Source organism: Gryllotalpicola kribbensis, assembly GCF_039538245.1.
Classification (GTDB): Bacteria; Actinomycetota; Actinomycetes; order Actinomycetales; family Microbacteriaceae; genus Gryllotalpicola; species Gryllotalpicola kribbensis.
Genome location: NZ_BAABBX010000001.1, coordinates 191,370 through 217,027 on the forward strand (window position 1 = coordinate 191,370; position 25,658 = coordinate 217,027).

Below are 25,658 nucleotides of genomic sequence, written 5' to 3' on the forward strand. Positions count from 1 at the left end.
GGGAGGGCGGGAGGATGGGGGTGGGAGGGGGCCTACGGCACCCTGTTCAGCCACTCCGGGGTCGCGAACTTCTCGGCGACGAGGCGCTCTGCCGCGGCGTACTCGGCGGGGGTGATGTCGCCGGGGGTCGCGCGATACATCGAGGCGAACTGCTGCTTCATGCGGTCGATGATCTCGGCCCGCGGCAGGCCCGTCTGCGAGCGCAGCGGGTCGACGCGCTTCGCCGCCGAGGCGATGCCCTTGTCGCTGATCTTCTCGCGGCCGATGCGCAGCACCTCGGTCATCTTCTGACCGTCCATGTCGTAGCTCATCGTGACGTGGTGCAGCACGGCGCCCGAGCCGAGGCGCTTCTGCGCAGCACCGCCGATCTTGCCCTTGGGACTCGTGATGTCGTTGAGGGGCACGTACGAGGCGTCGATGCCCATGCCCTGCAGCGCGAGGATCGCCCACTCGTCGAGGTAGGCGTAGCTGTCGGCGAAGGTCATGCCCTGCACGAGGTCGACCGGCACGTACAGCGAGTAGGTGACGACCGAGCCCTTCTCCATCATCATCGCGCCGCCGCCCGTGATGCGGCGCACGACGTCGAAGCCGTACTTCGCGGCGCCCTCGGGGTCGACCTCGTTCTTCACCGACTGGAACGAGCCGATGACGACCGCGTTCTCCTCCCACTCCCAGAACCGCAGCGTCGGCTTGCGCGCGCCCGAGGCGACGGCGGCCGTGAGCACCTCATCGAGGGCGAGGTGGGTCACGGGGCTGACGGCGGGGGCGTGCACGATCTCCCACTGGTAGTCGTTCCAGGTGGTCGCGTTGGCGAGGCTGCGGCGGATAGCGACCCCGACCGACTCGGGGGTGAAGCCGAGCAGCACCGCCCCCTCCGGAAGGGCGCGGCGCACGGCATCCGCGATCGCCCGCGTATCGGTTTCGACGGGCAGACCGTTCACGGCGGCGTCGATCGCGTCGAGCGCGTCGTCGGGCTCGAGGAAGAAGTCGCCGGCGAGGTGGAAGTTCGTGATGCGGCCGTCTTCCGCCTCGAGGTCGACGACGACCAGCTTTCCCCCGGGGACCTTGTATTCGCCGTGCATGCTCCCACCCTAAGCAGGAGCATGCACGGCGAGGCGCACCGCGCCCCTCAGGGAAGCAGGGCCGGGCTCGCGTGCGCGATCAGATCGAGAGCCTGCTGCGGGAACCAGTCGCCGGCGGCGGGGTCCGCGAGGCCCCAGAGGGGGTCGAAGAGGGCCTGGCTCGCGGCATCCGTCGGCCAACCTGGCTGCGAGTACACGCTGTAGTCCCATGCGCGGGCGCCGCCCGCGGCATCGCACTGCCCGTCGGACTCGCCGGGCGTCTTCACCCAGAGGTACGCGTCGACGAGCGGCCTTCCCGTCTTCGTGGTCGGCGTCAGGCCGAGCCCAGCACCGGGCGGGTTGCACCAGTTGCTCGCGCGCAGGGTCGCGATCGTGGCGGCGCTCTGGTTGTACGGGGCCGCCGCATACCGGCTCATGTCGTTCGGGCCCGCTCCGTTGCGGCTCGTGTCGATCACGACGTGCGCCGTCGGCGTCGCGCCGGCCGCGGCGAGCTTGGCGGCGTACTGCTGGTCGATCCAGGCGGTGTTCGCCGCCGGGTCGGCCGCGGTCTGGGACCACTGCTTGTTGGTGTCCAGCGCGCCCGTTCCGTTCCAGTACTGGTTGGGGCAGTCGGCGCCCGGGTCGGCGTCGCCCGCGTTGACGAGGGCGATGCAGTCGGAGATCCAGGTGCCGATCTCGGCCGAGTTGGCCGTCCACTGGTAGTTCGACACGTTCGTGAAGAAGCCCTGGGCGCGGTTCACCCCCGCTTTGATGAGGCGGGGTGCGAGGTCGCCGGGCGTCAGCCACGCGGCATTCGTCCCGTCGAGGTAGACGCTCGTGTTCGGCTTCGCCTCGAGCGCATCGACCGCGTAGCCCAGCTGCGTGTAGCGGGCGTCGTCGGCGCCGGGGGTCGTGACACCGCAGTTGGTGTTGGGCAGCAGCCCGAGCCCGTCGGGCTCGACGAGGACCGCGGCCTTCGCGTTGCCGATGCCGGCCGCGACGCCGTCGATCCACGCCTCGTAGTCGGCCGTGGTCTGAGCGCCGCCCGCAGAGTACGACCCGCAGTCGCGCCCGGGGATGTTGTAGACGACGAAGACCGGCACGGCCTTCTCGACCGTCGCCGCGGCGACGTTCTGCTGCACGGTCTTGCGCACCTCGGCCGGCGTGCCGCTCGTGAGCCAGACGGCCTGCGGCGTGGCCAGCAGCTTGGCGAGCGCGACGGCGTCCTTCGTGTCGTGGTTCTTCGCGAGCTGGAGCGCCTGCTTCACGCCGTCGGCGCTGGGCGACTTCACGTAGAGCCGCGGCTGGCCGAGCGCGTGACTGGACTTCTGCGGCGCGGCGGGACCGTGCGGGGTTGCGGCGACCGCCGGTGCGGCCGCGACGCCCGCCACCGCAAGGGCCGCGGCGGCGACGGCCGCTCCGAAGGCGACCTTCAGCCTGGTTGATTTGAGCATGGATTCTCCTCATTGAGACGCCCGTTGACACCCCCGTTCGGGGGCAGCTCCGACATTCCCGGGCTGAACTGGTTAAGTCAAGCGACCGGTCTCCGTTCGGCTGCGCCGAGTCGACCCGCGCGGGCGGCTGCGCCGAGTCGACCCGCGCGGGCGGCTGCGCCGAGTCGACCCGCGCGGGCGGCTGCGCCGAGTCGACCCGCGCGCCCGCGTGCGCCGAGTCGACGCGCACGCCCGCGTGCGCCGAGTCGACCCCTGCATGTGATCAGGCGAAGCGCGCGTCGAGCCAGCGCACGAGGTCGGTGAGCACCTCGTCCTTGTTGAGCTCGTTGAAGACCTCGTGGCGGGCATCCGCATAGATGTGCACCGTCACGTCGCTCAGCCCGCTGCGCCTGCGATACGCGTTCGCGAGCTTCACCACCGACTTCTCGCCGCCGAGCGAGTCGTCCGAGCCGATCTGGATCAGCAGCGGAATGTCGCGCTCGAGACTGCGGGCGGGCCGCCCGAGCAACCGCAGCGCGTCGACGAAGCCGAACTTCGCGAGCGGCTCCGCCGAGAAGTTGAGCGGGTCCTCGCCGAAGGCGGTCTGGATCGCCACATCGCGCGACAGCCACTCGTGCCCGGTCGTGCCGAGGTGCCGATGGCGCCCGTTCAGGTTGCCCGAGCGCATGGAGCCGAGCATGCGGTAGGCGGTGCCGGTCAGCACCACGGCGTCGTAGTCGGCCGCGTGATCGTTGATGAGGCGCTGCGCCATGAGCGAGCCCCAGCTGTGCCCGAGCAGGATCACGGGCGACTCGGGATGCCTGCCCCTGACGATCCTGCCGAGCTGACGCAGATCGCCGATCGTCGCCCGCAGACCACCCGGGCCGAGGCGGCCGAGCTGGGTGGCGTCCCCGCCCCACTGCGCGAGGCCGGTCTGCCCGTGGCCGCGGTGGTCGTCGGCGAACACGGCATAGCCCGCGTCGTTCAGCGCCCGTGCGACGTGCGCGTAGCGCCCCGCGTGCTCGCCGATGCCGTGCGCGAGCTGGACGACCCCTCGCGGTTTCCGCCCGTCGGGCAGCGGGAACTCGTAGTACGTGACCACGACCCCGTAGTCGTCCGTGAAGGTGTGCGTCAGGGCGCTCGTCGGCGGCATGACGACATCATGCCGAACTCGTTCCCGTTCCGGACGTCCGCACCCGGGGCGGCGGGCGCAGGCGTCCGGAACGGGAACGAGTTGGGTGGTTGCGGATAGATAATTAGCATTGCTAAGGAGTAGGCTCGAAGCATGCCCCACCCGGAAGAGCTCGACCTCGATGCGCTGCTGCGCATCGCCGTGGGGCGCCTCAACCGCCGCATCCGCGCCGAGAAGGCGAGCGACGACCTCTCCGACGGACAGTTCAGCGTGCTCGCGCTGCTCTTCCGCGAGGGCCCGCACACGGTGGGGCAGCTCGCCGAGGCCGAGCGGGTCACCCCGCCCTCGATGAACCGGCGGGTCAACGCCCTCGAGGCGGGCGGCTACGTGACGCGCGAGGGCTCCCCCGACGACGGGCGCAAGGTCGTCGTGCGCGTGACGGCCGAGGGCGAGGCGTTCGTCACCGAGACGCGGCGCCGCCGCGAGCAGTGGCTCGCGAAGCGCACGCGCGAGCTCACCGCCGCGCAGCGAGAGACGCTGCGCCAGGCATCCGTCATCATGCGCGACCTCGCCGATCGCTAGAACCGCTGGAAACCCCGAAAGCCCCACGATTTGAACAACCTCTTCCGGTCCCTCGCCGGCGTCAACTACCGCATCTGGTTCCTCGGCGCGATCGTCTCGAACGTCGGAACGTGGATGCAGCGCACCGCGCAGGACTGGATCGTCCTCACCGAGCTGACCCACAACAACGCCACCGCCGTGGGCGTGACGATGGCGCTGCAGTTCGGCCCGCAGCTCGTGCTGCTGCCGGTCACCGGCTGGGCCGCCGACCGCTTCGACCGCCGCAAGCTGCTGATGTGCACCCAGGGCGCGATGGGCCTGCTCGGCGCGGGACTCGGCATCATGACGGTCACGGGCGTGGTGCAGCTGTGGCACGTGTACGTGTTCGCGCTGCTGCTCGGCGTGGCCGCCGCCTTCGACTCGCCCGCGCGCCAGACCTTCGTCGGCGAGCTCGTCGACGCCCGCAACCTCTCGAACGCCGTGGCGCTCAACTCGGCGTCGTTCAACGCGGCCCGCACCATCGGCCCCGCGGTGGCGGGCCTCATGACCGCGGCCGTCGGCGCCGGGTGGGTGTTCCTCATCAACGCGGTCACCTTCGCCGCGGTGCTCATCTCGCTGCAGCTCATGAAGAAGGACCAGCTCAACCCCCAGCTGCGCTCGTCGCGCCGCGGGGGCCTCGTCGACGGGTTCCGCTACGTGCGGCGGCGCCCCGACATCATGGTGATCCTCGTGATGGTGTTCCTCATCGGCACCTTCGGGCTGAACTTCCCGATCTACACCTCGACGATGGCGTCGACCGTGTTCGGCAAGGGCGCGGGAGAGTTCGGCGTGCTGTCGTCGATCATGGCGGTCGGCTCGGTGGCCGGCGCGCTGCTCTCGGCGCGGCGTGAGAAGCCGAGGATCTCGTTGCTCTTTGTGGGCGCGCTGCTGTTCGGCGTGGGATGCCTCATCGCCGCCGTCATGCCCACGTATTGGCTCTTCGGCGCGGCGCTCGCGCTGATCGGCCTGTTCTCGCAGACGCTCATGACGACCGCGAACGGCACCGTGCAGCTCGCGACCGACCCGGCCGTGCGCGGCCGCGTGATGGCGATCTACATGGCGATCTTCATGGGCGGCACGCCCATCGGCGCACCGATCGTCGGCTGGGTCGCCGACGTGCTCGGGCCGCGCTGGGGGCTCGGGGTGGGCGCCGCCTCGGGCATCGTGGCCGGTGCCGTCGGCGTGTACTACCTCGTGCGCTGGCGCGGGCTGCGGCTGCGGGTGCGCGGCGGGCGGCCCGCCTTCGTGCTCGAGGAGCCCGAGACGGCGCGGCCGGAGGCGGCTGCGGCGTAGCCGGGCGACGAGGGACGGGCTGCCGGTCTCCATTCGGCTTCGCCGAGTCGACCCGCGAGGGGGTCTGGCCGCGCCGAGTCGACCCGCGAGAGGGCTATTCCGCGCCGAGTCGACCCGCGAGCGGGGCTACGCCTCGCGCGTGATCTCGACCTTCACGAAGATGTCGGCCTCGCCGGCGCCCGCGTAGACGCCCCTGATCGGCGCGATGTCGTCGTAGTCGCGACCGTGGCCGACGTAGACATGCCGGTCGCCCACCTCGAGAAGGTTCGTGGGGTCCCACCCGCGCCAGACCCCGCTCGGGTCGGCCGACTCGGCCGCCTCGCCGCGTGCCGGCCCGCAGTACCACTCGACCCACGCGTGGGACTCACCCACGACGGTCTCGCGCAGCGGGGCATCCGGCTGCGGGTGAAGGTAGCCCGAGACGTAGCGCGCCGGAATCCCGACGGAGCGCAGCGCGCCGAGCGCGATGTGCACGATGTCCTGGCAGACGCCGCGCCGCGCCTCCCAGGCCTCCGCGGCGGTGTCGTCGACGCGGGTGACGCCCTGCACGTACTCCATGGACTCGCCGATCGCGCGGCAGATCGCCTCGGCGGCCGCACAGGGCGAGCCCGCGGCACCGGCGAGCTCTGCCGCGAGCTTCGCGACCTCGCGCGGCGGCTCGGTGCGGGTGCTCTGGCGCAGCTGCTCGACGCATTCGACCGAGCGGCGGCCGGCGTCGAACAGCTCGTCCCAGCTGAGCTCGCAGTCCTCGTGCGCGCGCTCGGCCACCTCGACGAGGCTGCTCGCCGAGAGCACGAGCTCGCGGTGCGGCGAGAGCACCTCGAAGGCCGTGACGCGCGTGCCCCAGTAGTCGGTGTAGGTGTGCTGCGGCGCGTTCGGGCGCGTGTCGATGTGCGCAGACAGCACCCACTGGCCCTCACGCGACGCCGGCAGCATCCGCGCCTCGTTGTATGACGCCGACGCCTCGTCCTGATAGCGGAAACCGGTCGTGTGCGTCACTCGCAAGCGCTTCATCTGGGACCTCGCCTCATACCCGCTCGCCGGCCCAGGTCGGCATGACCTGCGTCGGGAAGTACCGCTGCTTGACCGCCTCGCTTGCGGCGCTCGTCGCCCGCTGCACGCCTTCCATCGCGTGGGGCAGATCCTCGAGGATCTCGGCGATCGGGCGGTACTCGAGGCTCGAGACCGCCTGCCCCAGCACCCGCAGCGCCTGGTCGACGGCGCCGAGGCGCTCGGTGCGCGGCTGCAGCGCGGCGATGCTCTCGATCGCCTGGTTGATCGAGAACAGCACCGAGCGCGGGAAGATGCGGTCGACGAGCAGGAACTCGGCCGCGTTGCGCATCGACGACGCGCCGCGGTAGGTGCGCAGGTACGCCTCGTAGGCGCCGCACGAGCGCAGAATGGTCGTCCAGCTCGGGCCGGACACCTCGGTGAGCGCGCGCGTCGCGAGCAGCCGCGCGGTCATGTCGGCGCGCTCGAGCGCGAGGCCGAGCGTGAAGAAGTGGTACGCGTCATCGCGGCTCATGACGGTCTCGTTCGTGCCCACGGCGAGCGCGGTGCGCTCGCGCACCCAGTGGAAGAAGTCGTGCACCCGCTCGCTCGCGACCTTGCGCGGCATCCGCGTCGTGGTCGTGTTGAGGCACTCCCACAGCTCGGTCGAGATGATCTCGCGCGCACGCCGCGCGTTCTCGCGCGCCGCGTTGAGCGAATAGGCGATGGATGCCGGATGCTGCCGGTTCACCGCCAGGATTCCGAGCACCGTCTCACGGTCGATTCCCGCGCCGGTCGGATCGGCCGGGACATCCGACCCCATCACGCCGAGCAGCGCGCGACAGGCGGTGTCCTCGTCGACCCACGGGTCCTCGAGCAGCAGCTGGAGCTGCACGTCGAGTATGCGCGCCGTGCCGTCGGCGCGCTCCAGGTAACGACCGATCCAGAACAGGGACTCGGCGATTCTAGAGAGCACGGATTCCTCCCCCATCGTGCTGGTGTGCACGTCCTGCGGCGGCCTTGTGGGCCTGTTGTTGCTGTTGTTGCTGTTGCTGCTGTTGTTGCTGTTGCTGTTGCTGGCTCGAGGCCAGCTGGTCCTCTGGCGCGTACTGCGGCCCGGACGTGCCGTGCGGCGCCACGTTCGCGAGCTTCGGCGACCCGGTCGCCGCGAGCTCGATGGGCGCCGCCTGCTCGGCGGTGATCGTCGAGACGTCGTGGACGCCCGTCGAGGTCGAGACGGGCGCCGTGCCGCGGCCGAGCACCCAGGTGTCCTTCGAGCCGCCGCCCTGCGACGAGTTCACGACGAGCTGGCCCTTCGGCAGCGCGACGCGGGTGAGGCCGCCCGGAAGCACCCAGATGTCGTTCCCGTCGTTGACCGCGAACGGCCGCAGGTCGGTATGGCGCGGCTGCATGCCCTCGTCGGTGAGGGTCGGAATGGTCGAGAGCTGCACGACGGGCTGGGCGATCCAGCCGCGCGGGTCCTCGATGAGCTTGGTGCGCAGCACGTCGAGCTCCGTGCGGCTCGCGGCAGGCCCGACGACGAGGCCCTTGCCGCCGGAGCCGTCGACGGGCTTCACGACGAGCTCGTCGAGGCGGTCGAGCACCTCTTCGAGCGAGCCCTTGTCTTCGAGCCGCCAGGTGTCGACGTTGGGGATGATCGGGTCCTCGCCGAGGTAGTAGCGGATCAGATCGGGAAGGTAGGTGTACGACAGCTTGTCGTCGGCGACCCCGTTGCCCACCGCGTTCGCGATCGTGACGTTGCCGAGGCGCGCGGCCGTGAGCAGCCCGGGGGTGCCGAGCACCGAGTCGGCCCGGAACTGCAGCGGGTCGAGGAAGTCGTCGTCGATGCGGCGGTAGATGACGTCGACGCGCGTCGGGCCGCCGGTCGTGCGCATCCACACGTTGCCGCCGCTGACATAGAGGTCGCGGCCCTCGACCAGCTCGACGCCCATGAGGCGCGCGAGCAGGGTGTGCTCGAAATAGGCCGAGTTGAAGACGCCGGGCGTGAGCACCACGACGACCGGGTCCTCGACACCGGCGGGCGCCGACGCGCGCAGCGCCTGCAGCAGCCGGTAGGGGTACTCGCCGACCGGCCGCACCGACATCGAGACGAACAGCTCGGGCAGCGTCTGCGCCATCACGCGGCGGTTCGACACGATGTACGACACGCCGGAGGGCACCCGCACGTTGTCCTCGAGCACGCGCCAGGTGCCGTTCTCGTCGCGGATCAGGTCAATGCCCGAGACGTGCACGCGCACGCCGTTCGCGCTCTCGATGCCCGCGGCCTGCCGGTAGAAGTGGGCGGAGGTGGCGATGAGGGATGCCGGGATCACGCCGTCGGTCACGGCCCGCTGGCGGCCGTACGCGTCGGAGAGGAAAGCCTCGAGCGCCCGCACCCGCTGGGTGACGCCGGCCTCGAGGTCGACCCACTCGTCCTCGGCGATGATGCGCGGCACCGCGTCGAGCGGGAACGGCCGCTCCTCGCCGGCGAAGTCGAAGGTCACGCCCTGGGCGAGGTAGCTGTTGGCGAGGGCATCCGCTCGGCCCTGCAGCTCCTCCTGCGTCATGCGGCCGAGTGCCGCGTGCAGTTCGCGATAGGGCTCGCGCGCCCGCGCGCCGCCTTCGGTGCCGCCGCGGAACATCTCGTCGAACGCGGCGTGACGCTGGCCAGGCGTCGGGACCGCCCCGTATCCCGCGAACAGATCTGCCATGCCGATGAATCTAGGAACGGGGTGTTGCGGGGGCGTTTCGGGCAGGGGTTCGCTTTGTGTCACGACTTCGGGGGTGGCGGCGAACGTAGGCTGGCACCATGCCGGAACGTCTCGTCGTCAGCCTTCCCGATGACCGCCTGAGCGCCCATCTGGCGGCGCTCGCCGACCCGGTTCCCGAAGGCGCCGTCGAGTGGGTGCGCTGGGCAGTCGACGGCCCGGCCCCCGCCGAGCGCATCGACATCGCGGTGCTGCCGTACCTGTCGATGGACTCCGGCCGCCTCGGCTTCCTCTCGACCGCGTCCGTCGGGCTCGTGCAGTCGCAGTCGATCGGCTACGACGGGGTCGCCGACGCGCTGCCGAGCGGCCTGGTCTACGCCAACGCGTCGAGCGTGCACGAGACCGCGACGGCCGAGCTCGCGCTCGCCCTGCTGCTCGCCTCGCAGCGCGGCATCGACGACTTCGTGCGGAACGCCGAGGCCGGAAGGTGGAGCCCACACCGGCATCCGTCGCTCGCCGACCGCACGGTGCTCATCCTCGGCTACGGCGGCGTGGGCAAGGCCGTCGAGGCGCGGCTCGCCGGCTTCGAGGTCGCGCGCGTCATCCGCGTGGCATCGCGGGCGCGAGAGGATGCCGCGGGCCACGTGCACGGCATCGACGAGCTGCGCGCGCTGCTGCCGCAGGCCGACGTCGTCGTGATCGGCACGCCGCTGACGGATGCCACCCGGGGCCTCGTCGGCGCGAAGGAGCTGGCTGCCCTGCCCGACGGCGCCCTCGTCGTGAACGTGGCCCGCGGCCCCGTGCTCGACACGGCGGCGGTGCTCGCCGAGGCCGGCCGCCTGCGCTTCGCACTCGACGTCACCGACCCCGAGCCGCTGCCCGCCGACCACCCGCTGTGGGCGGCGCCCGGGGTGGTGATCAGTCCGCACGTCGGGGGCGCCGCGAGCTCGATGGAGCCGCGCATGGCCCGCCTGCTGCGGCGCCAGATCGGGCACCTGCTCGCGGGCGAGAACTGCGAGAACGTGGTGCTGCGCTCGTAGGGGCTCAGCTGTCGGGCACCGCCGCAGGGTGCGCCTGCGCCCGCCACCATGCCGTCTCGACGAAACCGCGCTTGAGCGACAGCAGCTCCATCGACGCTTCCCACCCGCGCACGCCGTCCATGCGGCCGAGCGTCGAGGTCATGAACTTGTAGAGGTCGTCCGTCGACCGCGTGATGACCTCGCACATCAGCGAGTTGCCGTCGAGGATCGCCGCGATGTAGCGGACCTCTGACATCTTCGCCAGCTCGTGAGCGACCGATTCCAGGCGCGACGGGTCGGCCTGCACGGTGATCAGCGTCTCGGCGCCGAAGCCGAGGGCGGCGGCCGAGAAGAGCGTGACGATCGACAGGCATCCGTTCGATCGCAGGCGCTCGAGACGGCGCCGGGCGCTGCTCTCGTTGATGCCGAGCCGCTCGCCGAGCGCCTTGAAGGTGAGCCTGCCGTCCTCTTTGAGCTCGTCGATCAGCTTGAGATCGACCTCGTCGAAATGCGTCGGCTCGCACGCCGGCGGCTCGGTCAGGTCGTCGTCCTCGAGGGGCGGAAGGCCGAGCGCCTCGCCGTAGAGCTGGCGCCCCCAGTGGTGCGCCACCTTGTAGACGTGCATCACGAGGTCGCTGCGCCACCGCTCGATGTCGGGCACCGTCTGCAGCTGCTCGATGAGCCCGGCGTAACTTCCCGACCCGCCCGTCACGGCGAGCTCGGCCATGATGTCGTAGCGGCCCGTGACCACAGAGACGAAGCGGGTGTTGGGGTTCGCGGCGAGCGCGGCGGCGACGGAGGTCTGCGTGCCGGGCAGGCACGCGATGCGCAGGAAGAACAGGTCGACGGGCCCCTGGCTGCCGAGCTGCGGCAGGGCGGTGACCCGCACCACACCGTCGGCGATCAGCTGCTGGCCGTGACGGACGACCGTCGGAACGGAGGTGTTGCACGCCTCCGCGATGGAGGTCCAGCTGGCGCGGCCGTCCTGCTGAAGGGCGAGGATGATGCGGCGATCGAGGTCGTCGAGGCTCTCGAGGGAGTGCCGGAACGCATCCGCCGCCTTTCGCGTGGTCAAGGTCTTCACAACCCCGTCAGGAAGTCCCTTACCGTCCGTGTCCATTTCTCGGCTTCCTCGATCTGCGGTGAGTGGCCCGACTCCTCAAAGATGACAAGACGAGAGTCTGGGATCAACTCGGCGATCTTCTCACTGCACGAGACCGGCGTGATCCAGTCGGTGCGGCCGACCGTGATGAGTGTCGGCGCCGTCACCGACGGTAGCTTGTCGCTGAGATCGTAGTTCGGCAGGTTGACGGAGAAGGCGTAGTTGTGCGCCTCGAAGCGATAGGGCGTCTCGGCCACCCTCTTGTCGACCTTCGCCGGGTCGTAGTGGAAGTCGTAGAGCGGCAGGATCTCGCGCCAGCACTCGCGCAGATCGTCGTTGTCGCGCACGCGGCCCTGGTCGATGCGGTCGAACTTCTCCATGTCGATCGCGACGCGCTCCGACTTCAGCGCGTTCTCGCGCGCCAGGTGGCGGTTGCCGTTGTCTGCGGAGGTGTCGCGCAGGACGAGGGCGCGCACGCGATCGGGGTAGCGGGTGGCGTACTCGAGGGACATGAAGCCGCCGTAGGAGCCGCCGGCCATGATGATCTGCTCGGCTCCGATCCACTCGCGCAGGGCGTCGATGTCGGCCGCCCACTGCTCGTGGCTGAACTCGCCCTTGCCCTCGCTCTCGCCCGAGCCGCGCGCATCGAAGACGAGCACCCGGTACTCGTCGGCCAGCCGCCCGAAGCTCGCCTTCGGCTCTGCCCGCGAGCCGAGGCCGGGCGCGCCGTGGTGGGCGATGATCACCGGCGCGTCGTCGGGCCCGAGCACCTCGACGGCCAGCGTGTTGCCGTTGATCTCGACGTAGTGGGTTCCTGGCATGGTGTGCCCCTTCTTCAGCGTGCCGCGCGTCGCGACGGATGGACGGGTGCGGGGTGCACGAGCGAATGTCGGCGCCGCGGGCCCTCAGAACGGAATGACGCAGTCATCGAGCCCCCGCGGGAACGCGGTGAGGGCGCGGGAGCCCTCGGCCGTGACGAGCATGCTGTCGGAGATGCGGTAGCCGGCATGCCCGGGGACGTAGATGCCCGGCTCGTTCGAGATGACCATGCCGGCCTCGAGCACGGTCGCGTCCCCGTCTTCCAGCCACGGCGGCTCGTGCATTCCCAGGCCGATGCCGTGCCCGAGCCGGTGGCGCAGGAATCCCCCGAGCCCGGCGTCGCGGATGACGGCGAGGCTGCGCGCGTTCGCCTCGCGGCACTCGATGCCCGGGGCGGTGGCCTGCATGGCGGCCGCGTGGGCCGCGCGCACCGCGTCGTGGTACTCACGCTGCTGCGCCGTGGGCGCGCCGACGACGAAGGTGCGCTCGCCCTCGACGAAGCGTCCGCCGACCGCGCAGCCGAGCGAGAGCATGAAGGTGTCACCCGGCTGCAGCCGCCGGCCCGACGGCAGCCCATGCGGATAGGCCGAGTTCGCCGCCGTGTAGACCAGGGCGCCCGCAAGGGGCGAGACCACGACGACGTCACGGTGTTCCGCGTACATCGTGCGCACCCCGACGGAGGTCACGTGCGAGGCCAGCTCGGCCTCGCTCGGCAGCTCGCCGCGCTCGGACGCGCGCTCGGCCACCAGGGCGACGCCGGCCGCGATCATCCGATCGGTGATCCGGGCCGCCTCTTCGTGCAGTGCGATCTCGTCGGGATGCTTGATGCCGCGCGCCTGGACGAGCAGTCTCGTCGCACGGAACTCGGCCGCAGGCAGCGCCTCGCGCGCCGCCGAGAGCCGCTCCCAGGACATTGACGGCGCATGCCCGACGGCGAGTCCGATGGCGGGTGCGAGCGCCGCCGCGAGCACGTGGAACGGCGGGACGACGCCCGGGTACTCCGGGTACGAGACGAGCTCGGCGGCGGCGCGCTGCCGCTCGGCGTTCTCGCGCTCGAGCTCGGGCACGAGCAGCACCACGCGCCCGTCGCCGTCGAGCCAGACCGCGACCGGCCGCTCACCCGGGTGGTGGAAGAAGCCGGTCAGGTAGGCCACGTCCTCGGGCGAGTCGGTCAGCAGAGCGCCGAGACCGTCGTGCGCGAGGCGCGCCCTCAGGCCGCCCTGGATGGACGCGAAGAACTCGGGGCCCAGTCGTTGGGACATCCGCTCGCTCATCTCGCTCACCGCCTGCGCAGGCGCGGGTTGCGCGCATCGTTGTAGCTGATCGCGAGCAGCGTGGCCGAGAGAACCAGCACGAGGATCGCGAGCGAGGGGAACAGGGTCAGCCACCAGGCGCTCGACATCGCGCCCGACTGCTGCGCCTCGAAGAGGATGCGGCCCCACGACCACACGTTCGGGTCGCCGAGGCCGAGGAAGGCGAGCCCCGCTGCCGAGAGGACGGCACGCGAGGCCGTGACGACCACGGACACGACGATGACCGGGGTCACCGCAGGCAGCACGTGCCGCACGATGATCCACACCGGCGACGTCGTCATGAGGCGCGCCGCGTCGACGTAGGGCAGATTGACCACCGTCAGCGCCTGCGCACGGACGATGCGCGTGACCTCGGGCCACGAGAACGCGGCCACCACGACGATGATGGTGCCCGTGCTCGGGCCGACCAGCGCCGCGACGAGGATCATCAGCGGAAGGACCGGGAGCGAGAGCGTGAGGTCGACGATGATGCTCACGACGGCGTCCAGTCGGCGGAAGTAGGCGCCGACGACCGCGATCAGCGTGCCGAAGGCGATCGCGATGAACGACGCGGACACCGCGACGAGCATGCTCTGGCGGGTGCCCCAGACGACTTCCGAGTAGACGTCGCGACCGAGGCTGTCGGTGCCGAAGATGTGCGCCGCGCTGGGCGCTCGCAGCACGGCCTGGCCGTAGCTCGCCGGCTCATGGGCGAGCAGGGGCGCCGCGAGGGCGACGAAGACGAGCGCCGCGAGCACGACCATGGCGATCACACCGAGCGGCTCGCGGCGGAAGGACCGCCACGTGGCGACCGCCGGGCGCGGCTGCTCGCTCGCGACATGCTCGGCGCCCTGCACGGCGGGGGCTGCGATGAGTTCGGTCATGCGGTCTTCACCCTCGGGTCCAGGTAGCCGTAGATGATGTCGGTGACCATGTTGGCCACCACCACGGTCACCGCGAGCAGCAGGAACGCGCCCTGGAGGACCGGGTAGTCGAGCTGGGTCACGGCCTCGTAGATGCCGCGGCCGATGCCCGGGTAGGCGAAGACCGTCTCGGTCAGCACGGCCCCGCCGACGAGGAAGCCGAGCTGGAGGCCGATGAGAGTGGTGGTCGGCAGCAGCGCATTGCGCAGCGCGTGCTTCCACAGCACCCGGCGGTACGGCAGGCCGTTCGCGCGGGCCAGCACCGTGTAGTCCTCGCCGAGTGCGTCGATCAGCGTCGAGCGCATCGTCAGCACGTAGGAGCCGAGCTGGACGAGCATCAGAGAGAGGGCGGGCAGCACCAGGTGCTGGCCGACGCTCAGGTACCAGGCGCCGCCATAGCTGCCGTCGGAGTACGCGCCGCCGATCGGCAGCCAGTGCAGCATGAGGCCGAACACGAAGAGCAGCAGCACGCCGATCGACGGCACGAAGATCGACTGCCCGGTGACGCCGACGACCTGCACCAGGCGGTCGAGGAATCGGCCCTGGCTGGTCGCCGCCACCACCCCGAGCGGGATGCCGACGGCGACCGTCAGGACGAGCGCCGTGAGCGTCAGCAGCAGAGTCCATGGCAGTCGCGCGGCGAGCACCTGCATCACGGGGATCGACTGCGTGAACGAGATGCCGAGGTTGCCGTGCACCATCTGCCACAGGTACAGCCCGTACTGGACGATCACGGGCTTGTCGAGCCCGTACTGGGTCAAGAGGGCTGCCCGCATGCTCGCCGTCATGGTCGTGCTCGCCACGGCCTGGGCCGGGTCACCCGGCAGCACTCGCAGGAGGACGAATGTCACCGTGACCGCGAACCAGATGGTGAGCAGAGCACGACCCGCCCGGCGAAGGACGAAGAGAAGACGAGACAACGGGCAGCCCTGGCCTTACTGCTTGACCGGGCTGGCGCTGGCGAGTGAAACGGGGTTCACGATCGACAGCAGGTCGCTCGGCATCGGGACGAAACCGGTCCACTTCGTGCTGTGCGCGAAGAAGAGGTTCTGGGTGTACATGATGTTGTCGTAGACGTTGTCGTAGACGACCTTGTTGGCCTGCTGCATGATCGAGATCTTCTGCTTCTCGTCCGTGGTGTTCGAGGCCTTCTTGATGAGCGCGTTCAGGGTGGGGTCGTCGACGTGGGTGTAGTTGATCGCCCCGCCCGGCAGGTACGCCAGCGTGAAGTTGGTCACGGGGTCGTCCATGATGGCGAAGTTGCCGGCATAGATGTCGTACTTGCCCGCGTTCGTCGCGGCGAGGTAGGTGTTGCGATCGGTGCCCGAGAGCGTGATCGTGATGCCCGCCTTGGCCGCGTCATCGCGCACGATGGTCGCCCACTGCGAGGTCACCGCGTCCTGCAGCGAGTAGATCAGCTTGAAGTTCAGCGGGAACTTGCCGTTCGCGCCCTTCGTGTAGCCGGCCTGCTCGAGCAGGGATGCCGCGAGCTTCGGGTCGTAGCTGTACTCCTTCAGCGAGGAGTCGAAGTACGACTTGAGCACCGGCATGATGGGGCTCGAGTGGTCGTTCGTCGCCTGCCCCTGCAGCACCACCGAGCGGATGGCGTCGTAGTCGACCGCGTGCGAGAGAGCCTGGCGCACCTGGAGCTTCGCGAGATCCGGGTTGTCGAGGTTGTAGACCATGTGCGAGTACCCGAGGCCCGCCGCCTCCTCGACCTTGATTCCCGAGCTCGACTTCAGCTTCGCGACCTGCGACGGCGGCAGCGCGTCGCCGATGGCGTCGATCTCGCCGCTCTGCAGCGCGAGGATCTCGGTGTTGACGTCGGGGAACACGCGGAAGACGACCTTGGCCGCGATGGGCTCGCCGCCCTTGACGAGCGGATAGTTCTTCGCCCGGTCGAGGGTGTAGCTCTGCCCGACCTGGACCTTGCTCAGGGTGTACGGGCCGGCGCCGACCCAGCCGCCGTCCTTCCCGTCGTTCGCGAACGTCGCGACGCTGCCCGCCTTCGAGAAGACGTGCTCGGGAACGACGACGCCCCAGAAGCCGATCTCGTCGATGAGCGACGAGTTCGGCTCTGACAGGGTGATCTCGACGTGGGTCTTCGAGGTCGCCTTCGCCGAGGCGAAGTCGCCGAGCTGACCGTAGAACGTGCCCGCCGGCTTGTCCTTCTTCACCTCATTGAGCGTCCACGCGACATCCTCGGCGGTGAGCGGCGTCCCGTCGCTCCACGTCATGTCGCTGCGGATGTCGTAGTAGCCCTGCGTCGGCGAGGTGTAGCCCCACTTGGTCGCGAGCTGCGCCTCTTTCGCGCCCGTGTTCGACACGGTCATGAGGCGCGGGTACATCAGGTCGGTGATCCAGTCGTCGGTGCGGCTGTTGCCGATCAGCGGGTTGTAGTTGACGACGTCGGTCGTGGTGCCGACGGTCAGCGTCGCGTCGCTCGGACCCGAGCTCGCGGCGCCGGCGCTGTCGGGGGCGGTCGGTGCGCAGGCCGCGAGGGCGACTGCGACGCCGGCCGCTGTGATGGAGCTGAGCGTGGCGGTGACGAGGCGATGCTTCATCAGACCCACACCTCCTCGAGGACACGCAGGGTGTTGCCGCCGACGACCTTGCGGATGTCGTCGTCGGAGTACCCGTGCTTGACGAGCCAGCGAATGATGTTGTGGAAGCCCTCCGCGGGGTTCTCGAGGCCGTCGACATACTCGACCTCGGTGTAGTCGACCGTGCCGTGCGCCTGGCCGAGTGAGAGGTTCGACGCGAAGGCGTGGTGCAGGCCCACGTGGTCGCCGAACAGCGTGTCGGGGCCGAAGCTGACGTGGTCGATGCCGACCAGGTCGACGCAGTACTCGAAGTGGTCCATGACGGACTCGAGCGAGTGCAGCGGATGCGCGGGCGACAGCGTCGTGTGCGGAGCGGCCTCGATGCCGATGACACCGCCGCGCTCGGCGACCGCGGCGATGGTCTCGTCGGTCTTCATGCGCTTCGTGGGCCAGAGGCCGCGGGCGCCGGCGTGGGTGATGAACACGGGCTTGGTGGATGCCTTGACCACGTCGAGGCAGGTCTGGTCGCCGGAGTGCGAGATGTCGATGGCGATGCCGAGCTTGTTCATGCGCGCGACGGCGCGCTCGCCGAAGAAGGTGAGGCCTCCGTCGCCGCGCTCCTTGAGGCCGCTTCCCAGCATGTTCGCCTCGGAGTAGGCGATGCCCATCTGGCGCACCCCGAAGCCGTACAGCACGTCGAGCCGGTCGACTTCGTTCTCGATCATGGTCGCCGCCTCGAGCGCGAAGATGTGCCCGACCTTGCCCGTCTGCCGCGCGAGCTCGATGTCCGCAAGGCTCTCGACCTTGATCACGAAGTCCTGGTGCGCGAGGTCGGCCATTCGAACGCCGAGGTCGAACAGCACGTCCTGGTACTTCCAGCCGGCGTCGCTCGAGATGCAGCACGTGCCGTCCATGCCGTTGTCGAAGACGGCGGTGAGGCCGGAGTGCGCCAGGCCCTGGTAGCCCGTGGGCTCGCGGCCGGTGCGGATGTGGTCACGTAGCTGGCTCATGTCCTCGGGGAAGACCTGCACGTGCTCGTGCAGCGAGATCGTGGTCTCCTCCGTCAGCAGCTTCTCGGCGCGGGCCTCTTCCGCGTCGCTCAGCTCGAGGCCGGTGTATTCCGGCACCCGCCCGATCTGTTTGGCGTAGGCGAAGGCGCGGTAGTCGGTACCGGCCTCAAGGTATTGGTAGGCCGTGTACCCGTCATACAGGGGTGATTGCTTCAGCACCGGATGCGGTCCTTTCGATGGCAACAGGGGGTCGTTCTGCCCATCGGAAGATCAATTCAGGCAGCAACATCACTATTGATGTTTTTATCCGGCGCATCTGTCAATCACTTCGCAAGAAAACGATCCAATTCGTGATCCGGTTGAAACATAGCGGTAATCAGCGCCGTGTGACACTGAGGTCATGGACCCGATCCTTTCCGTGCGCAACCTCTCGGTGACGTTCGACTCGTCGGTCGGAGCGATCGAGGCGGTGCGCCACGTGGACCTCGATGTCGGGCGCGGCGAGTTCGTGGCACTGCTCGGCGAGTCCGGCTCGGGGAAGTCCGTCACTGCACGCGCCATCATGGGCCTCACCGACGCGCACACCACGGTGACTGCCGATCGGCTCCGACTCGACGGCCAGGAGCTCCTCGCGCTGGGCGACGAGCAGCGCCGCCGGCTTCGCGGCGAGCGCATGAGCCTCGTGCTGCAGGACGCGCTCTCCGCGCTGAACCCCGTTCTGTCCATCGGCGACCAGATCGGCGAGCTGTTCCGCGTTCACCGCGGCTTCTCGCGCAAGCAGGCGAGGGCGCGCGCCGTCGAGCTGCTCGGCCTCGTGGGCATCCCCGCGCCCGCACGCCGGGTCGACGACTACCCGCACCAGTTCTCGGGCGGGATGCGTCAGCGCATCCTCATCGCCATGGCGATCGCGCTCGAGCCCGAGCTCCTCATCGCCGATGAGCCGACGACCGCGCTCGACGTCACCGTGCAGGCGCAGATCCTCGACCTCTTGAGCCGGCTGCGGGACGAGCTCGGCACCGCCATCGTCCTCATCACCCACGACCTCGGCGTCGTGATGGAGGTCGCCGACCGGCTCGCCGTGATGTACGCGGGGCGGGTCGTCGAGCGCGGCGACGCGGACTCGGTGCTCGATCGGCCGGCACACCCCTACACCGCGGCCCTGCTGCAGTCGATGCCGCGCCTTGAGCTGCGCGGCGGCCGCCTGCTCGCGATCCCCGGTGCGCCCCCGAGCCCCGCACGCGTGCCGGCCGGCTGCGCCTTCCACACGCGCTGCGCCTGGGCCGTGGACGCCTGTCGCGCAGAGCGCCCCGAACTCGTCCCCGTCGGCCCGGGCCGCGACGCGGCGTGCTTCCGATCAGAGGAGGTCCTTCATGACGTCGTCAGCGCCTGAGATCGCGCTCAGCGCGACCGGGCTGGTGCGCACCTTCAACGGGGGCAGCCCGCTGCGCCCCAGCCGGGTCTCCGCCGTGGACGGGGTCACCCTCGAGCTGCGCCGCGGCGAGGTGCTCGGCATCGTCGGGGAATCGGGCTGCGGCAAGTCCACGCTCGCGCGGATGCTCGTCGGGCTCGACCGGCCCGACAGCGGCACGCTTCTCTACCGCGGGCAGGATGTCACGGCCGGACGCCGCCGCGACCGCGCCCTGCTGCGCCAGGGTGTCCAGATGATCTTCCAGGACCCGTACACCTCGCTCGACCCGCGCATGACCGTGCTCGACGTGATCGCCGAGCCCATGGCGGCGACGCGCTCGGCCGACGGCGCTGCGCGGCGGCAGCGGGTCGCCGAGCTGCTCGAGCTCGTCGGGCTGCCGCAGGATGCGATCCACCGCTACCCGCACCAGTTCTCGGGCGGCCAGCGGCAGCGCATCGGCATCGCGCGTGCGCTCGCGCTCGACCCCGATGTCCTCGTGTGCGACGAGCCGGTGTCCGCACTCGACGTCTCGGTGCAGGCGCAGGTGATCAACCTGCTCGACGACATCCGCCACCGCCTCGGTGTCAGCATCGTGTTCATCGCCCACGACCTCTCGGTGGTGCGCCACATCGCCGATCGCGTCGCGGTGATGTATCTGGGCCGCATTGCGGAGATCGGTGCGACCGACGAGATCTACGACCGCCCGGCGCACCCCTACACCTCCGCCCTGCTCTCGGCATCCCCGTCGGTGAGCCGATCCGAGCGGGGTCGGCTGGCGCGCCGCAGGATCCTGAACGGCGAGCCCCCGTCGCCGGTCGACCCGCCCGCCGGCTGCCGCTTCCACCCGCGGTGCTGGATGGCGACGGAGGCCTGCCGCACCAGCATCCCCGCCCTGCGGACTCCCGGCTCCACCGCGGGCGACGCGGCGGATCAGCGCCTGTCGGCCTGCCACCACGCCGAAGAGACGCTGCTTCGCAGCGCGAGCGGCGTCTAGCCTTCCGCCACCGCCGCTACGTGAGCTTGAGCGTCACCGCGGCGCTCGTCGTGTAGTGGCCGGCCGCGTCGCGGGCGACCGCCGTGAGGGCATACGTGCCCTTCGGGAACGAGCCCGTTGCGGCCGTGAGCCGGTAGCTGCCGTCGGGCGCCCTGGTGCCGGCGCCGAGGGTCACGCCGGCCGCCCGGAAGATCACATCCGTCAGGCCCACGTTGTCGGAGGCCGTGGCCACGAGGGTGATGGTGCCGCTCACGCTCGTGCCCGACGCGGGCGACGAGATCGCGGCCTTCGGCGGCGTGGTGTCTGCCGCCGTCGCCGTGCCCGTGCCCTTCGGAGTGTCGGCACCGGCGATCGACGCCGAGGTGGCGTCGCCGTCGATGTCCGTCGCCGCGCGCGGCACGGCGCTCGTGACCGGGGTGACGGTCGCGTCGGCGGCGGCCGCGAGGTGCAGGTCGTTGCGCGCCGCGTCCGCGAACCGCACCGTGCCCGCCTTGTTGCCGCCCGACTTGAGCAGGGGCAGGCTCGCACCGCACAGCTTCGTGTTCCACGACGCGACGACCGAGTTGGTCAGCGGCACCGAGCAGTCCGAGAGATACGTGACGATGTTGTGGTCGGCGACGGTGCCCGGCTGGGTGCCGAGACGTGCCGAGCCGGCGCCGATGGTGTTGTTGCGCACGACGAGGCCGACCGTGCTCGCCTCGCGCAGATCGACAGAGGAGCCGCCCCCGCAGGACGCGCTCGTGACGATGCATCCGCTGATGAAGTTGTCCTCGATCGTCACCCCGTAGATGCCCTTGCCCGCGCCGACGGAGAGGATGAGGCCCGAGTTGTAGCAGTTCGAGAGGTTGTTGCGGCGCACGACGACGTTCGCCGAGTCGAAGATCTGGATGCAGTCGGCGTGCATGCCGTTGTTCGTCGACTGGTTGTAGTCGCGCACGGTGTTGCCCTCGATCACCACCCCATAGGCGCCGCCGACTTGGATGCCGTCGATCGACGAGCCGTTCTCGAACAGCGACCCCGTGACGGTCGCGTTCGTGCCGCGCACGAACAGGCCGCCGCCGTCGAGGTGCGCGCCAGTGACGGTGTCGCCGGTGCCGGTCAGATAGAACGGGGCCGTCACGCGCACACCGCTCCACGTCACGTAGTCGGCCTGGCCGGTCACCGTGGTGAGCGTGGCGGCGGCACCGGGCGCCGGGGTGACGGTCACGGGAGCGGAGACCGTGCCGTGCCCGCCCTTGACGGTCACCGACGGGTAGGTGCCCGCCTTCAGCTGCACCGTCGCGCCGGCCGGGGCCGCCGCGACCGCCGTCGGCAGCGCGCAGGGCTCCGCGCTCGAGCAGGCCGTGCCCGTTCCCGACGGCGAGGCGTAGAGGGTCGTCGCGCCCTCGGCCGGTGCCGCCAGCGTGATCGTGGCGCCGAGCGCCAGGGCCGCGGCCACACCTGTGGCCGTGAATCCCGATCGGCGCCGCGCGCGCCGGAACCGAGTCGTCATGCGTTCGATCTGCCACCTCGACGTCATGGCACCCACGGTGCGGCACGTGCCGCCGCGCCGATAGGGGGTTCCGAAAAACGTGAGAACCTTTTACATACCGGCAACGTGAGGAAACATCAATGTCCACGTGCCGGGAGCACTCTGGGCCCAACCCCTCTTCCCCGAAGGGAACGCGCCCGATGTCAGACGGCAACCGCTCGCTCCGCTCGCGGAGTCTTCTGGGCGGCATCTGGACAGCGCTGCAGCGGGTCTACGGCAGTCTGCTCAGCGTCGTCACCCTGGCGGTGCTGTCTCGGCTCGTCGACGCGGCGGACTTCGGGGTGGTCTCGCTCGTGTCGGTCTTCGTCGGCATCCTCGCGCTCGTCGGCGACCTCGGCTTCACCCCCTCGCTGATCCGCGCGACCGCGCCCTCGCGGGTGCAGATCAACACCGCGTTCTGGACAGGCCTCGCCGTCGGCCTCGGGCTCGGCGGCCTGCTCGCCCTCGCCGCCCCCGCGATCGCCGCCTTCTACGACGAGCCGCAACTGACCCTGATGATCCGGGTCGCTGCCCTCATGCTGCCGCTCAACGCCTTCTGCTCCATCCCGACCGTGCTGCTGACGCGCGAGCTCAAGATGCGGCCGCTCGCCATCCGCTCGGCGGTCGGGGCGAGCATCGGCGCGGTCGGCGCCGTCGTCCTCGCACTGCTCGGCGCGGGGGCGTGGGCGCTCATCTTCCAGGGCGGCGGCAACATCCTCGTCGACATCGTGATCCTGTGGAGCGCGGTGTCGTGGCGGCCGCGGTTCGAGTTCTCGCTGGCGGATGCCTGGGCGATGCTGCGCTTCGGGCTGCCGGCACTCGCGACCCAGATCGTGCACGAGGGTCGGGACAGGATGGTCGAGCTCGTGCTGGGCAAGCTGCTCGGGGCATCCGCCCTCGGCTACTGGGTGGTCGCCACGCGCGTGACCTCGCAGCTGCTCACCCTGTTCGCCTCGGTGGTCAACGCGGTCGCCCTGCCCGCGTTCTCGAAGATCAAGGACGACCCCGAGCGTCTCAGGAACGCGGTGCGCCACGCCGAGCGGGTGTGCGCGAGCATGGCGGTGCCCGGGCTGTTCGCCATCGCGGCGGTCTCGCCCGTCGCCGTGCCGTTCCTGTTCGGCAGCCAATGGGCGACGAGCGGCCAGATCGCCCAGCTCACGGCGCTCACCGGGTCGATCACGGCGCTGCAGTGGCTCGACGGGAACCTGTGGTGGTCGCTCGGCCGCCCCGGCGTCGAGTTCACCCTGGTGCTCGTGATCTCGGCGGTGCACGTCGGCGCCGTGTTCCTCGCCGCCCCCTACGGGCTGCTCGCCGTCGCGATCGCCCTGCTCGCCCGCACGGTGCTGCTCGCCCCGCTGCGCGTCATCGCCCTCGTGCGGCTCGGGAGGATGCCGCTCACCGTCTACCGCGACATCCCGGGCATCGCCGCGTCGGCGGGGGTCATGCTCGTAGCGATGATCGCGCTCAGCCACGCGATCGCGCACGAGCCGCCGCTGCTCTATCTCGCGATCGAGGCCGTCGTCGGCGGCGCCGTGTATTTCGCGGTGGGGATGCTGGTGCAGCGCAGCTCCTTCGCCGAGCTGCGCACCGACGTGCTGCACATCGTGCGCCGCGGCCGCGGAGCGGGCGGGGGCGTGAGCAGCAGCGTGGGCGGGGCGGTCTGACGTGGCCGCCACCGTCGCCGGGCTGCACGAGCAGGCGCTCACCCAGCTCTCCGACGTGCTGCAGGGCGTCGGGCATGTCGACCTCGTCGACTTCCCCGACCATCTCAACTGCGGCGACGCCGCGATCTGGCTCGGCCAGCTCGCGCTGCTCGAGGCGAACGGCGCCACGGTGTGCTCGGCGACGTCCCGGCGCTCCTTCCACCTCGACGCGCTCGCCCCGGCGAGCACCGTCGTGATCCAGGGCGGTGGCAACTTCGGCGGCCTCTACCCGACGCACCACGCGCTGCGCCTGAGGCTGCTCGACGCGCTGCGCGGGCGCCGGATGATTCAGATGCCGCAGTCGATCGAGTACCCCGGCGCGCAGCAGCGCGACGAGCTGCGCCGCGCGATCGCCGCGCACGGCGCCTTCGTGCTGCTCGTGCGCGACCGGCGCTCCTACGAGCTCGCCTCGGCCGACTTCGACTGCGAGGTGCGGCTCGTGCCCGACGCCGCCCTCGCGCTCGGGCCGCTCACCCGGCGCGAGCCCACCGTCGACACCGCGGTGCAGGTGCGCACCGACCGCGAGGCGAGCAGCGCGGTGGGTGCCGAGCTCGGCGAGCTGCGCTTCGACTGGCTGGATGCCCCGTGGGCCGAGCCTCGCCGGCGCCGGCTCGCCGGGCATCGGCTCATCGGCCGGGCGGCGGCCAAGACGCGGCTCGCGGCCCTGCGCTCGGCCGAGCTGCGGTCGGCCCAGGCACTCGCCGAGGCGAACCTGGCGCGGGCAGTCGGGCTGCTGAGCTCGGGGCGCACCCTCGTCACCGATCGGCTGCACGGGCACATCCTCGCCTGCCTGCTCGGCGTCGAGCACGTGGTCGTCAACGACAAGTACGGGAAGATCCGCGCGTTCTGGGAGACCTGGACGCACGAGCTGCCGCATGCGCACTTCGCCGACACGTGGGATGCCGCGCCCGCGCTGCTCGCCGAGGTGCGCGAGCGGCAGTTCGCGAGCACCCGGGCCGAGGAGAGCGTGTGAGCGCACCCGTCGACGTGACCGTGGTGATCCCGTGCCGCGATGTCACCGGGGTGATCGGGCCGCAGCTGCGCGCGCTGCAGCAGCAGGCGACGCGGGCCCGCTTCGAGGTCGTGCTCGCCGACAACGGCTCGCGGGACGACCTCGCCGGGTTCGTGGCCGGCCCGGGCACCCGCCCGACCCCGCCCGTGCGCGTCGTCGACGCGAGCGCCGTGCCGGGCATCAATCACGCGCGCAATCGCGGGGTGTCGTGTGCGACACCCGGCAGCGTCCTCATCGTGTTCTGCGACGCCGACGACCTCGTGCACCCGGGGTGGCTCGAGGCGCACTGGCAGGCGTACCTCGCCGGTGCGAAGCTGCAGGGCGGTGCCCTGCACCGCGTGCTCGCCGACGGCTCGGAGCTCGGCTGGCAGACCGGGTTGCAGAACACGCTGCGGTTCCTGCCGTGGGCGCCGGGCTCGAACTGCGCGGTGGCCGCCGAGGTGTTCGCCGCCTGCGGGCCGTTCGACGAGTCGTACCGCGGCGGCGGCGACGAGACCGACTTCTTCTGGCGTGCGCAGCTGGCCGGCTACGAGCTGGTGGCGGTGCCCGAGGCTGGCATCGACTACGTCATGCGTTCGGACCCGCGCGGCGTCTACCGCCAGAACATGAACTACGGGAAGAGCCATGTGAAGCTGTTCGCCGCGTATCGGGGGCGGGGGATGCCGCGCTCGCTCGACCCCGGAATCGTGCGGCGCCTGTGCGCCGACGTTCTCAAGCTGCTGGCGCGGGGCTTCCGCCGCGACGATCTCTATCGCGTCATGAAGGACCTCGGCTTCGCGGCGGGGCGCATTTCCGGGTCGATCGAGCACCGCACGGTGTACCTGTAGCCCGCGCCGTGCGGCGACACTAGATGCCCCTCCCGTTCCGCGCGGCGACAGTAGATGCTCCTTCCGTTCCGCGCGGCGACACTAGATGCCCCTCCCGCTCCGCGCGGCGACACTAGATGCCCTTCCCGCTCCGTGCGGCGACAGTAGATGCCCTTCCCGCTCCGTGCGGCGACACTAGATGCCCACTGAGGGCGCGCGGAGTGGCGTCTAATGTCGCCGTACGGAGGGGTGTCGGGGGAAAACAACAGTTGTTGTCGCCGGGCGGGGCTGCAGGGCGAT

Annotated in this window: 22 protein-coding genes; 8 read left to right on the forward strand and 14 right to left on the reverse strand. The window is 70.6% G+C overall.

The window, feature by feature from the left end; genetic code table 11:
* Positions 1-32: 32 nt before the first annotated feature.
* The 3 genes from lplAB to ABD716_RS00990 form a co-directional block, all read right to left on the reverse strand.
* Positions 33-1,082 carry a lipoate-protein ligase LplAB gene (gene lplAB / locus ABD716_RS00980; protein WP_344772854.1) on the reverse strand — a complete coding sequence of 350 codons (1,050 nt, stop codon included), beginning with the start codon at positions 1,080-1,082 and terminating at the stop codon, positions 33-35.
* A 47-nt stretch (positions 1,083-1,129) separates the two neighbouring features.
* A complete protein-coding gene (locus ABD716_RS00985) occupies positions 1,130-2,515 on the reverse strand; it encodes a glycoside hydrolase family 6 protein (protein WP_344772856.1) in 1,386 nt (461 codons plus the stop codon).
* Positions 2,516-2,777: 262 nt separating this feature from the next.
* Positions 2,778-3,647 carry an alpha/beta fold hydrolase gene (locus ABD716_RS00990; protein ID WP_344772858.1) on the reverse strand — a complete coding sequence of 290 codons (870 nt, stop codon included), beginning with the start codon at positions 3,645-3,647 and terminating at the stop codon, positions 2,778-2,780.
* Positions 3,648-3,779: 132 nt separating this feature from the next.
* Between ABD716_RS00990 and ABD716_RS00995 the strand changes: the two genes are divergently transcribed.
* Both ABD716_RS00995 and ABD716_RS01000 read left to right on the forward strand, forming a co-directional pair.
* Entirely contained in the window at positions 3,780-4,208 is a 429-nt protein-coding gene (locus ABD716_RS00995; protein WP_344772860.1) for a MarR family winged helix-turn-helix transcriptional regulator, read from the forward strand.
* Between the two features lie 30 nt (positions 4,209-4,238).
* Positions 4,239-5,519: an MFS transporter gene (locus ABD716_RS01000; protein WP_344772862.1), complete on the forward strand. Its 1,281-nt coding sequence runs from the start codon at positions 4,239-4,241 to the stop codon at positions 5,517-5,519.
* 126 nt (positions 5,520-5,645) lie between these two features.
* Here the strand turns inward: ABD716_RS01000 and ABD716_RS01005 are convergent, their stop codons facing one another.
* Genes ABD716_RS01005 through ABD716_RS01015 form a run of 3 tightly spaced genes read right to left on the reverse strand, consistent with a single transcriptional unit; the run spans position 5,646 to position 9,220 of the window.
* Entirely contained in the window at positions 5,646-6,533 is an 888-nt protein-coding gene (locus tag ABD716_RS01005) for a transglutaminase family protein (RefSeq protein WP_344772864.1), read from the reverse strand.
* Positions 6,534-6,546: 13 nt separating this feature from the next.
* Positions 6,547-7,485, reverse strand: coding sequence for an alpha-E domain-containing protein (locus tag ABD716_RS01010; RefSeq protein ID WP_344772952.1), 939 nt, complete (start codon positions 7,483-7,485; stop codon positions 6,547-6,549).
* On the reverse strand, positions 7,475-9,220 hold the full coding sequence (locus ABD716_RS01015; RefSeq protein ID WP_344772866.1) for a circularly permuted type 2 ATP-grasp protein: 1,746 nt from the start codon (positions 9,218-9,220) through the stop codon (positions 7,475-7,477). The genes ABD716_RS01010 and ABD716_RS01015 overlap by 11 nt, the downstream gene beginning before the upstream one ends.
* Before the next feature lie 98 nt (positions 9,221-9,318).
* On the opposite strand from ABD716_RS01015, the gene ABD716_RS01020 reads away from it, so the two are divergent.
* Positions 9,319-10,257: a 2-hydroxyacid dehydrogenase gene (locus ABD716_RS01020; protein ID WP_344772868.1), complete on the forward strand. Its 939-nt coding sequence runs from the start codon at positions 9,319-9,321 to the stop codon at positions 10,255-10,257.
* A gap of 4 nt (positions 10,258-10,261) precedes the next feature.
* Here the strand turns inward: ABD716_RS01020 and ABD716_RS01025 are convergent, their stop codons facing one another.
* The 7 genes from ABD716_RS01025 to ABD716_RS01055 form a co-directional block, all read right to left on the reverse strand.
* The gene (locus ABD716_RS01025) at positions 10,262-11,356 is read right to left on the reverse strand and encodes an Lrp/AsnC family transcriptional regulator (RefSeq protein WP_344772870.1); all 1,095 of its coding nucleotides are present in this window, start codon (positions 11,354-11,356) and stop codon (positions 10,262-10,264) included.
* Complete coding sequence (locus tag ABD716_RS01030; RefSeq protein WP_344772872.1) at positions 11,317-12,159, reverse strand: alpha/beta fold hydrolase; 843 nt, start codon at positions 12,157-12,159, stop codon at positions 11,317-11,319. Before ABD716_RS01030 ends, ABD716_RS01025 begins: the two co-directional genes overlap by 40 nt.
* Positions 12,160-12,243: 84 nt before the next feature.
* Positions 12,244-13,419 (reverse strand): M24 family metallopeptidase, encoded by a 1,176-nt coding sequence (locus ABD716_RS01035; RefSeq protein ID WP_344772874.1) that lies wholly within the window; start codon positions 13,417-13,419, stop codon positions 12,244-12,246.
* Between the two features lie 17 nt (positions 13,420-13,436).
* Positions 13,437-14,333, reverse strand: a complete 897-nt coding sequence (locus ABD716_RS01040; RefSeq protein ID WP_344772876.1) for an ABC transporter permease — start codon at positions 14,331-14,333, stop codon at positions 13,437-13,439.
* On the reverse strand, positions 14,330-15,292 hold the full coding sequence (locus tag ABD716_RS01045) for an ABC transporter permease (RefSeq protein WP_344772878.1): 963 nt from the start codon (positions 15,290-15,292) through the stop codon (positions 14,330-14,332). Before ABD716_RS01045 ends, ABD716_RS01040 begins: the two co-directional genes overlap by 4 nt.
* 15 nt (positions 15,293-15,307) lie before the next feature.
* Positions 15,308-16,936, reverse strand: a complete 1,629-nt coding sequence (locus tag ABD716_RS01050) for an ABC transporter substrate-binding protein (RefSeq protein ID WP_344772880.1) — start codon at positions 16,934-16,936, stop codon at positions 15,308-15,310.
* Entirely contained in the window at positions 16,936-18,144 is a 1,209-nt protein-coding gene (locus tag ABD716_RS01055) for a dipeptidase (protein WP_344772882.1), read from the reverse strand. Before ABD716_RS01055 ends, ABD716_RS01050 begins: the two co-directional genes overlap by 1 nt.
* A 181-nt stretch (positions 18,145-18,325) precedes the next feature.
* Here ABD716_RS01055 and ABD716_RS01060 point away from each other — a divergent pair, with 181 nt between their 5' ends.
* Together ABD716_RS01060 and ABD716_RS01065 are read left to right on the forward strand one after the other, a co-directional pair.
* The gene (locus ABD716_RS01060) at positions 18,326-19,315 is read left to right on the forward strand and encodes an ABC transporter ATP-binding protein (RefSeq protein ID WP_344772884.1); all 990 of its coding nucleotides are present in this window, start codon (positions 18,326-18,328) and stop codon (positions 19,313-19,315) included.
* Positions 19,296-20,327, forward strand: coding sequence for an ABC transporter ATP-binding protein (locus ABD716_RS01065; protein WP_344772886.1), 1,032 nt, complete (start codon positions 19,296-19,298; stop codon positions 20,325-20,327). The genes ABD716_RS01060 and ABD716_RS01065 overlap by 20 nt, the downstream gene beginning before the upstream one ends.
* A gap of 16 nt (positions 20,328-20,343) precedes the next feature.
* On the opposite strand, the gene ABD716_RS01070 is transcribed toward ABD716_RS01065, so the two are convergent.
* Positions 20,344-21,819 carry an Ig-like domain-containing protein gene (locus ABD716_RS01070; protein ID WP_344772888.1) on the reverse strand — a complete coding sequence of 492 codons (1,476 nt, stop codon included), beginning with the start codon at positions 21,817-21,819 and terminating at the stop codon, positions 20,344-20,346.
* Between the two features lie 179 nt (positions 21,820-21,998).
* Here ABD716_RS01070 and ABD716_RS01075 point away from each other — a divergent pair, with 179 nt between their 5' ends.
* Genes ABD716_RS01075 through ABD716_RS01085 form a run of 3 tightly spaced genes read left to right on the forward strand, consistent with a single transcriptional unit; the run spans position 21,999 to position 25,379 of the window.
* Positions 21,999-23,501, forward strand: a complete 1,503-nt coding sequence (locus tag ABD716_RS01075; protein ID WP_344772890.1) for a lipopolysaccharide biosynthesis protein — start codon at positions 21,999-22,001, stop codon at positions 23,499-23,501.
* Between the two features lies 1 nt (position 23,502).
* The gene (locus ABD716_RS01080; protein ID WP_344772892.1) at positions 23,503-24,513 is read left to right on the forward strand and encodes a polysaccharide pyruvyl transferase family protein; all 1,011 of its coding nucleotides are present in this window, start codon (positions 23,503-23,505) and stop codon (positions 24,511-24,513) included.
* On the forward strand, positions 24,510-25,379 hold the full coding sequence (locus tag ABD716_RS01085) for a glycosyltransferase family 2 protein (protein ID WP_344772894.1): 870 nt from the start codon (positions 24,510-24,512) through the stop codon (positions 25,377-25,379). The genes ABD716_RS01080 and ABD716_RS01085 overlap by 4 nt, the downstream gene beginning before the upstream one ends.
* Positions 25,380-25,658: the final 279 nt, after the last annotated feature.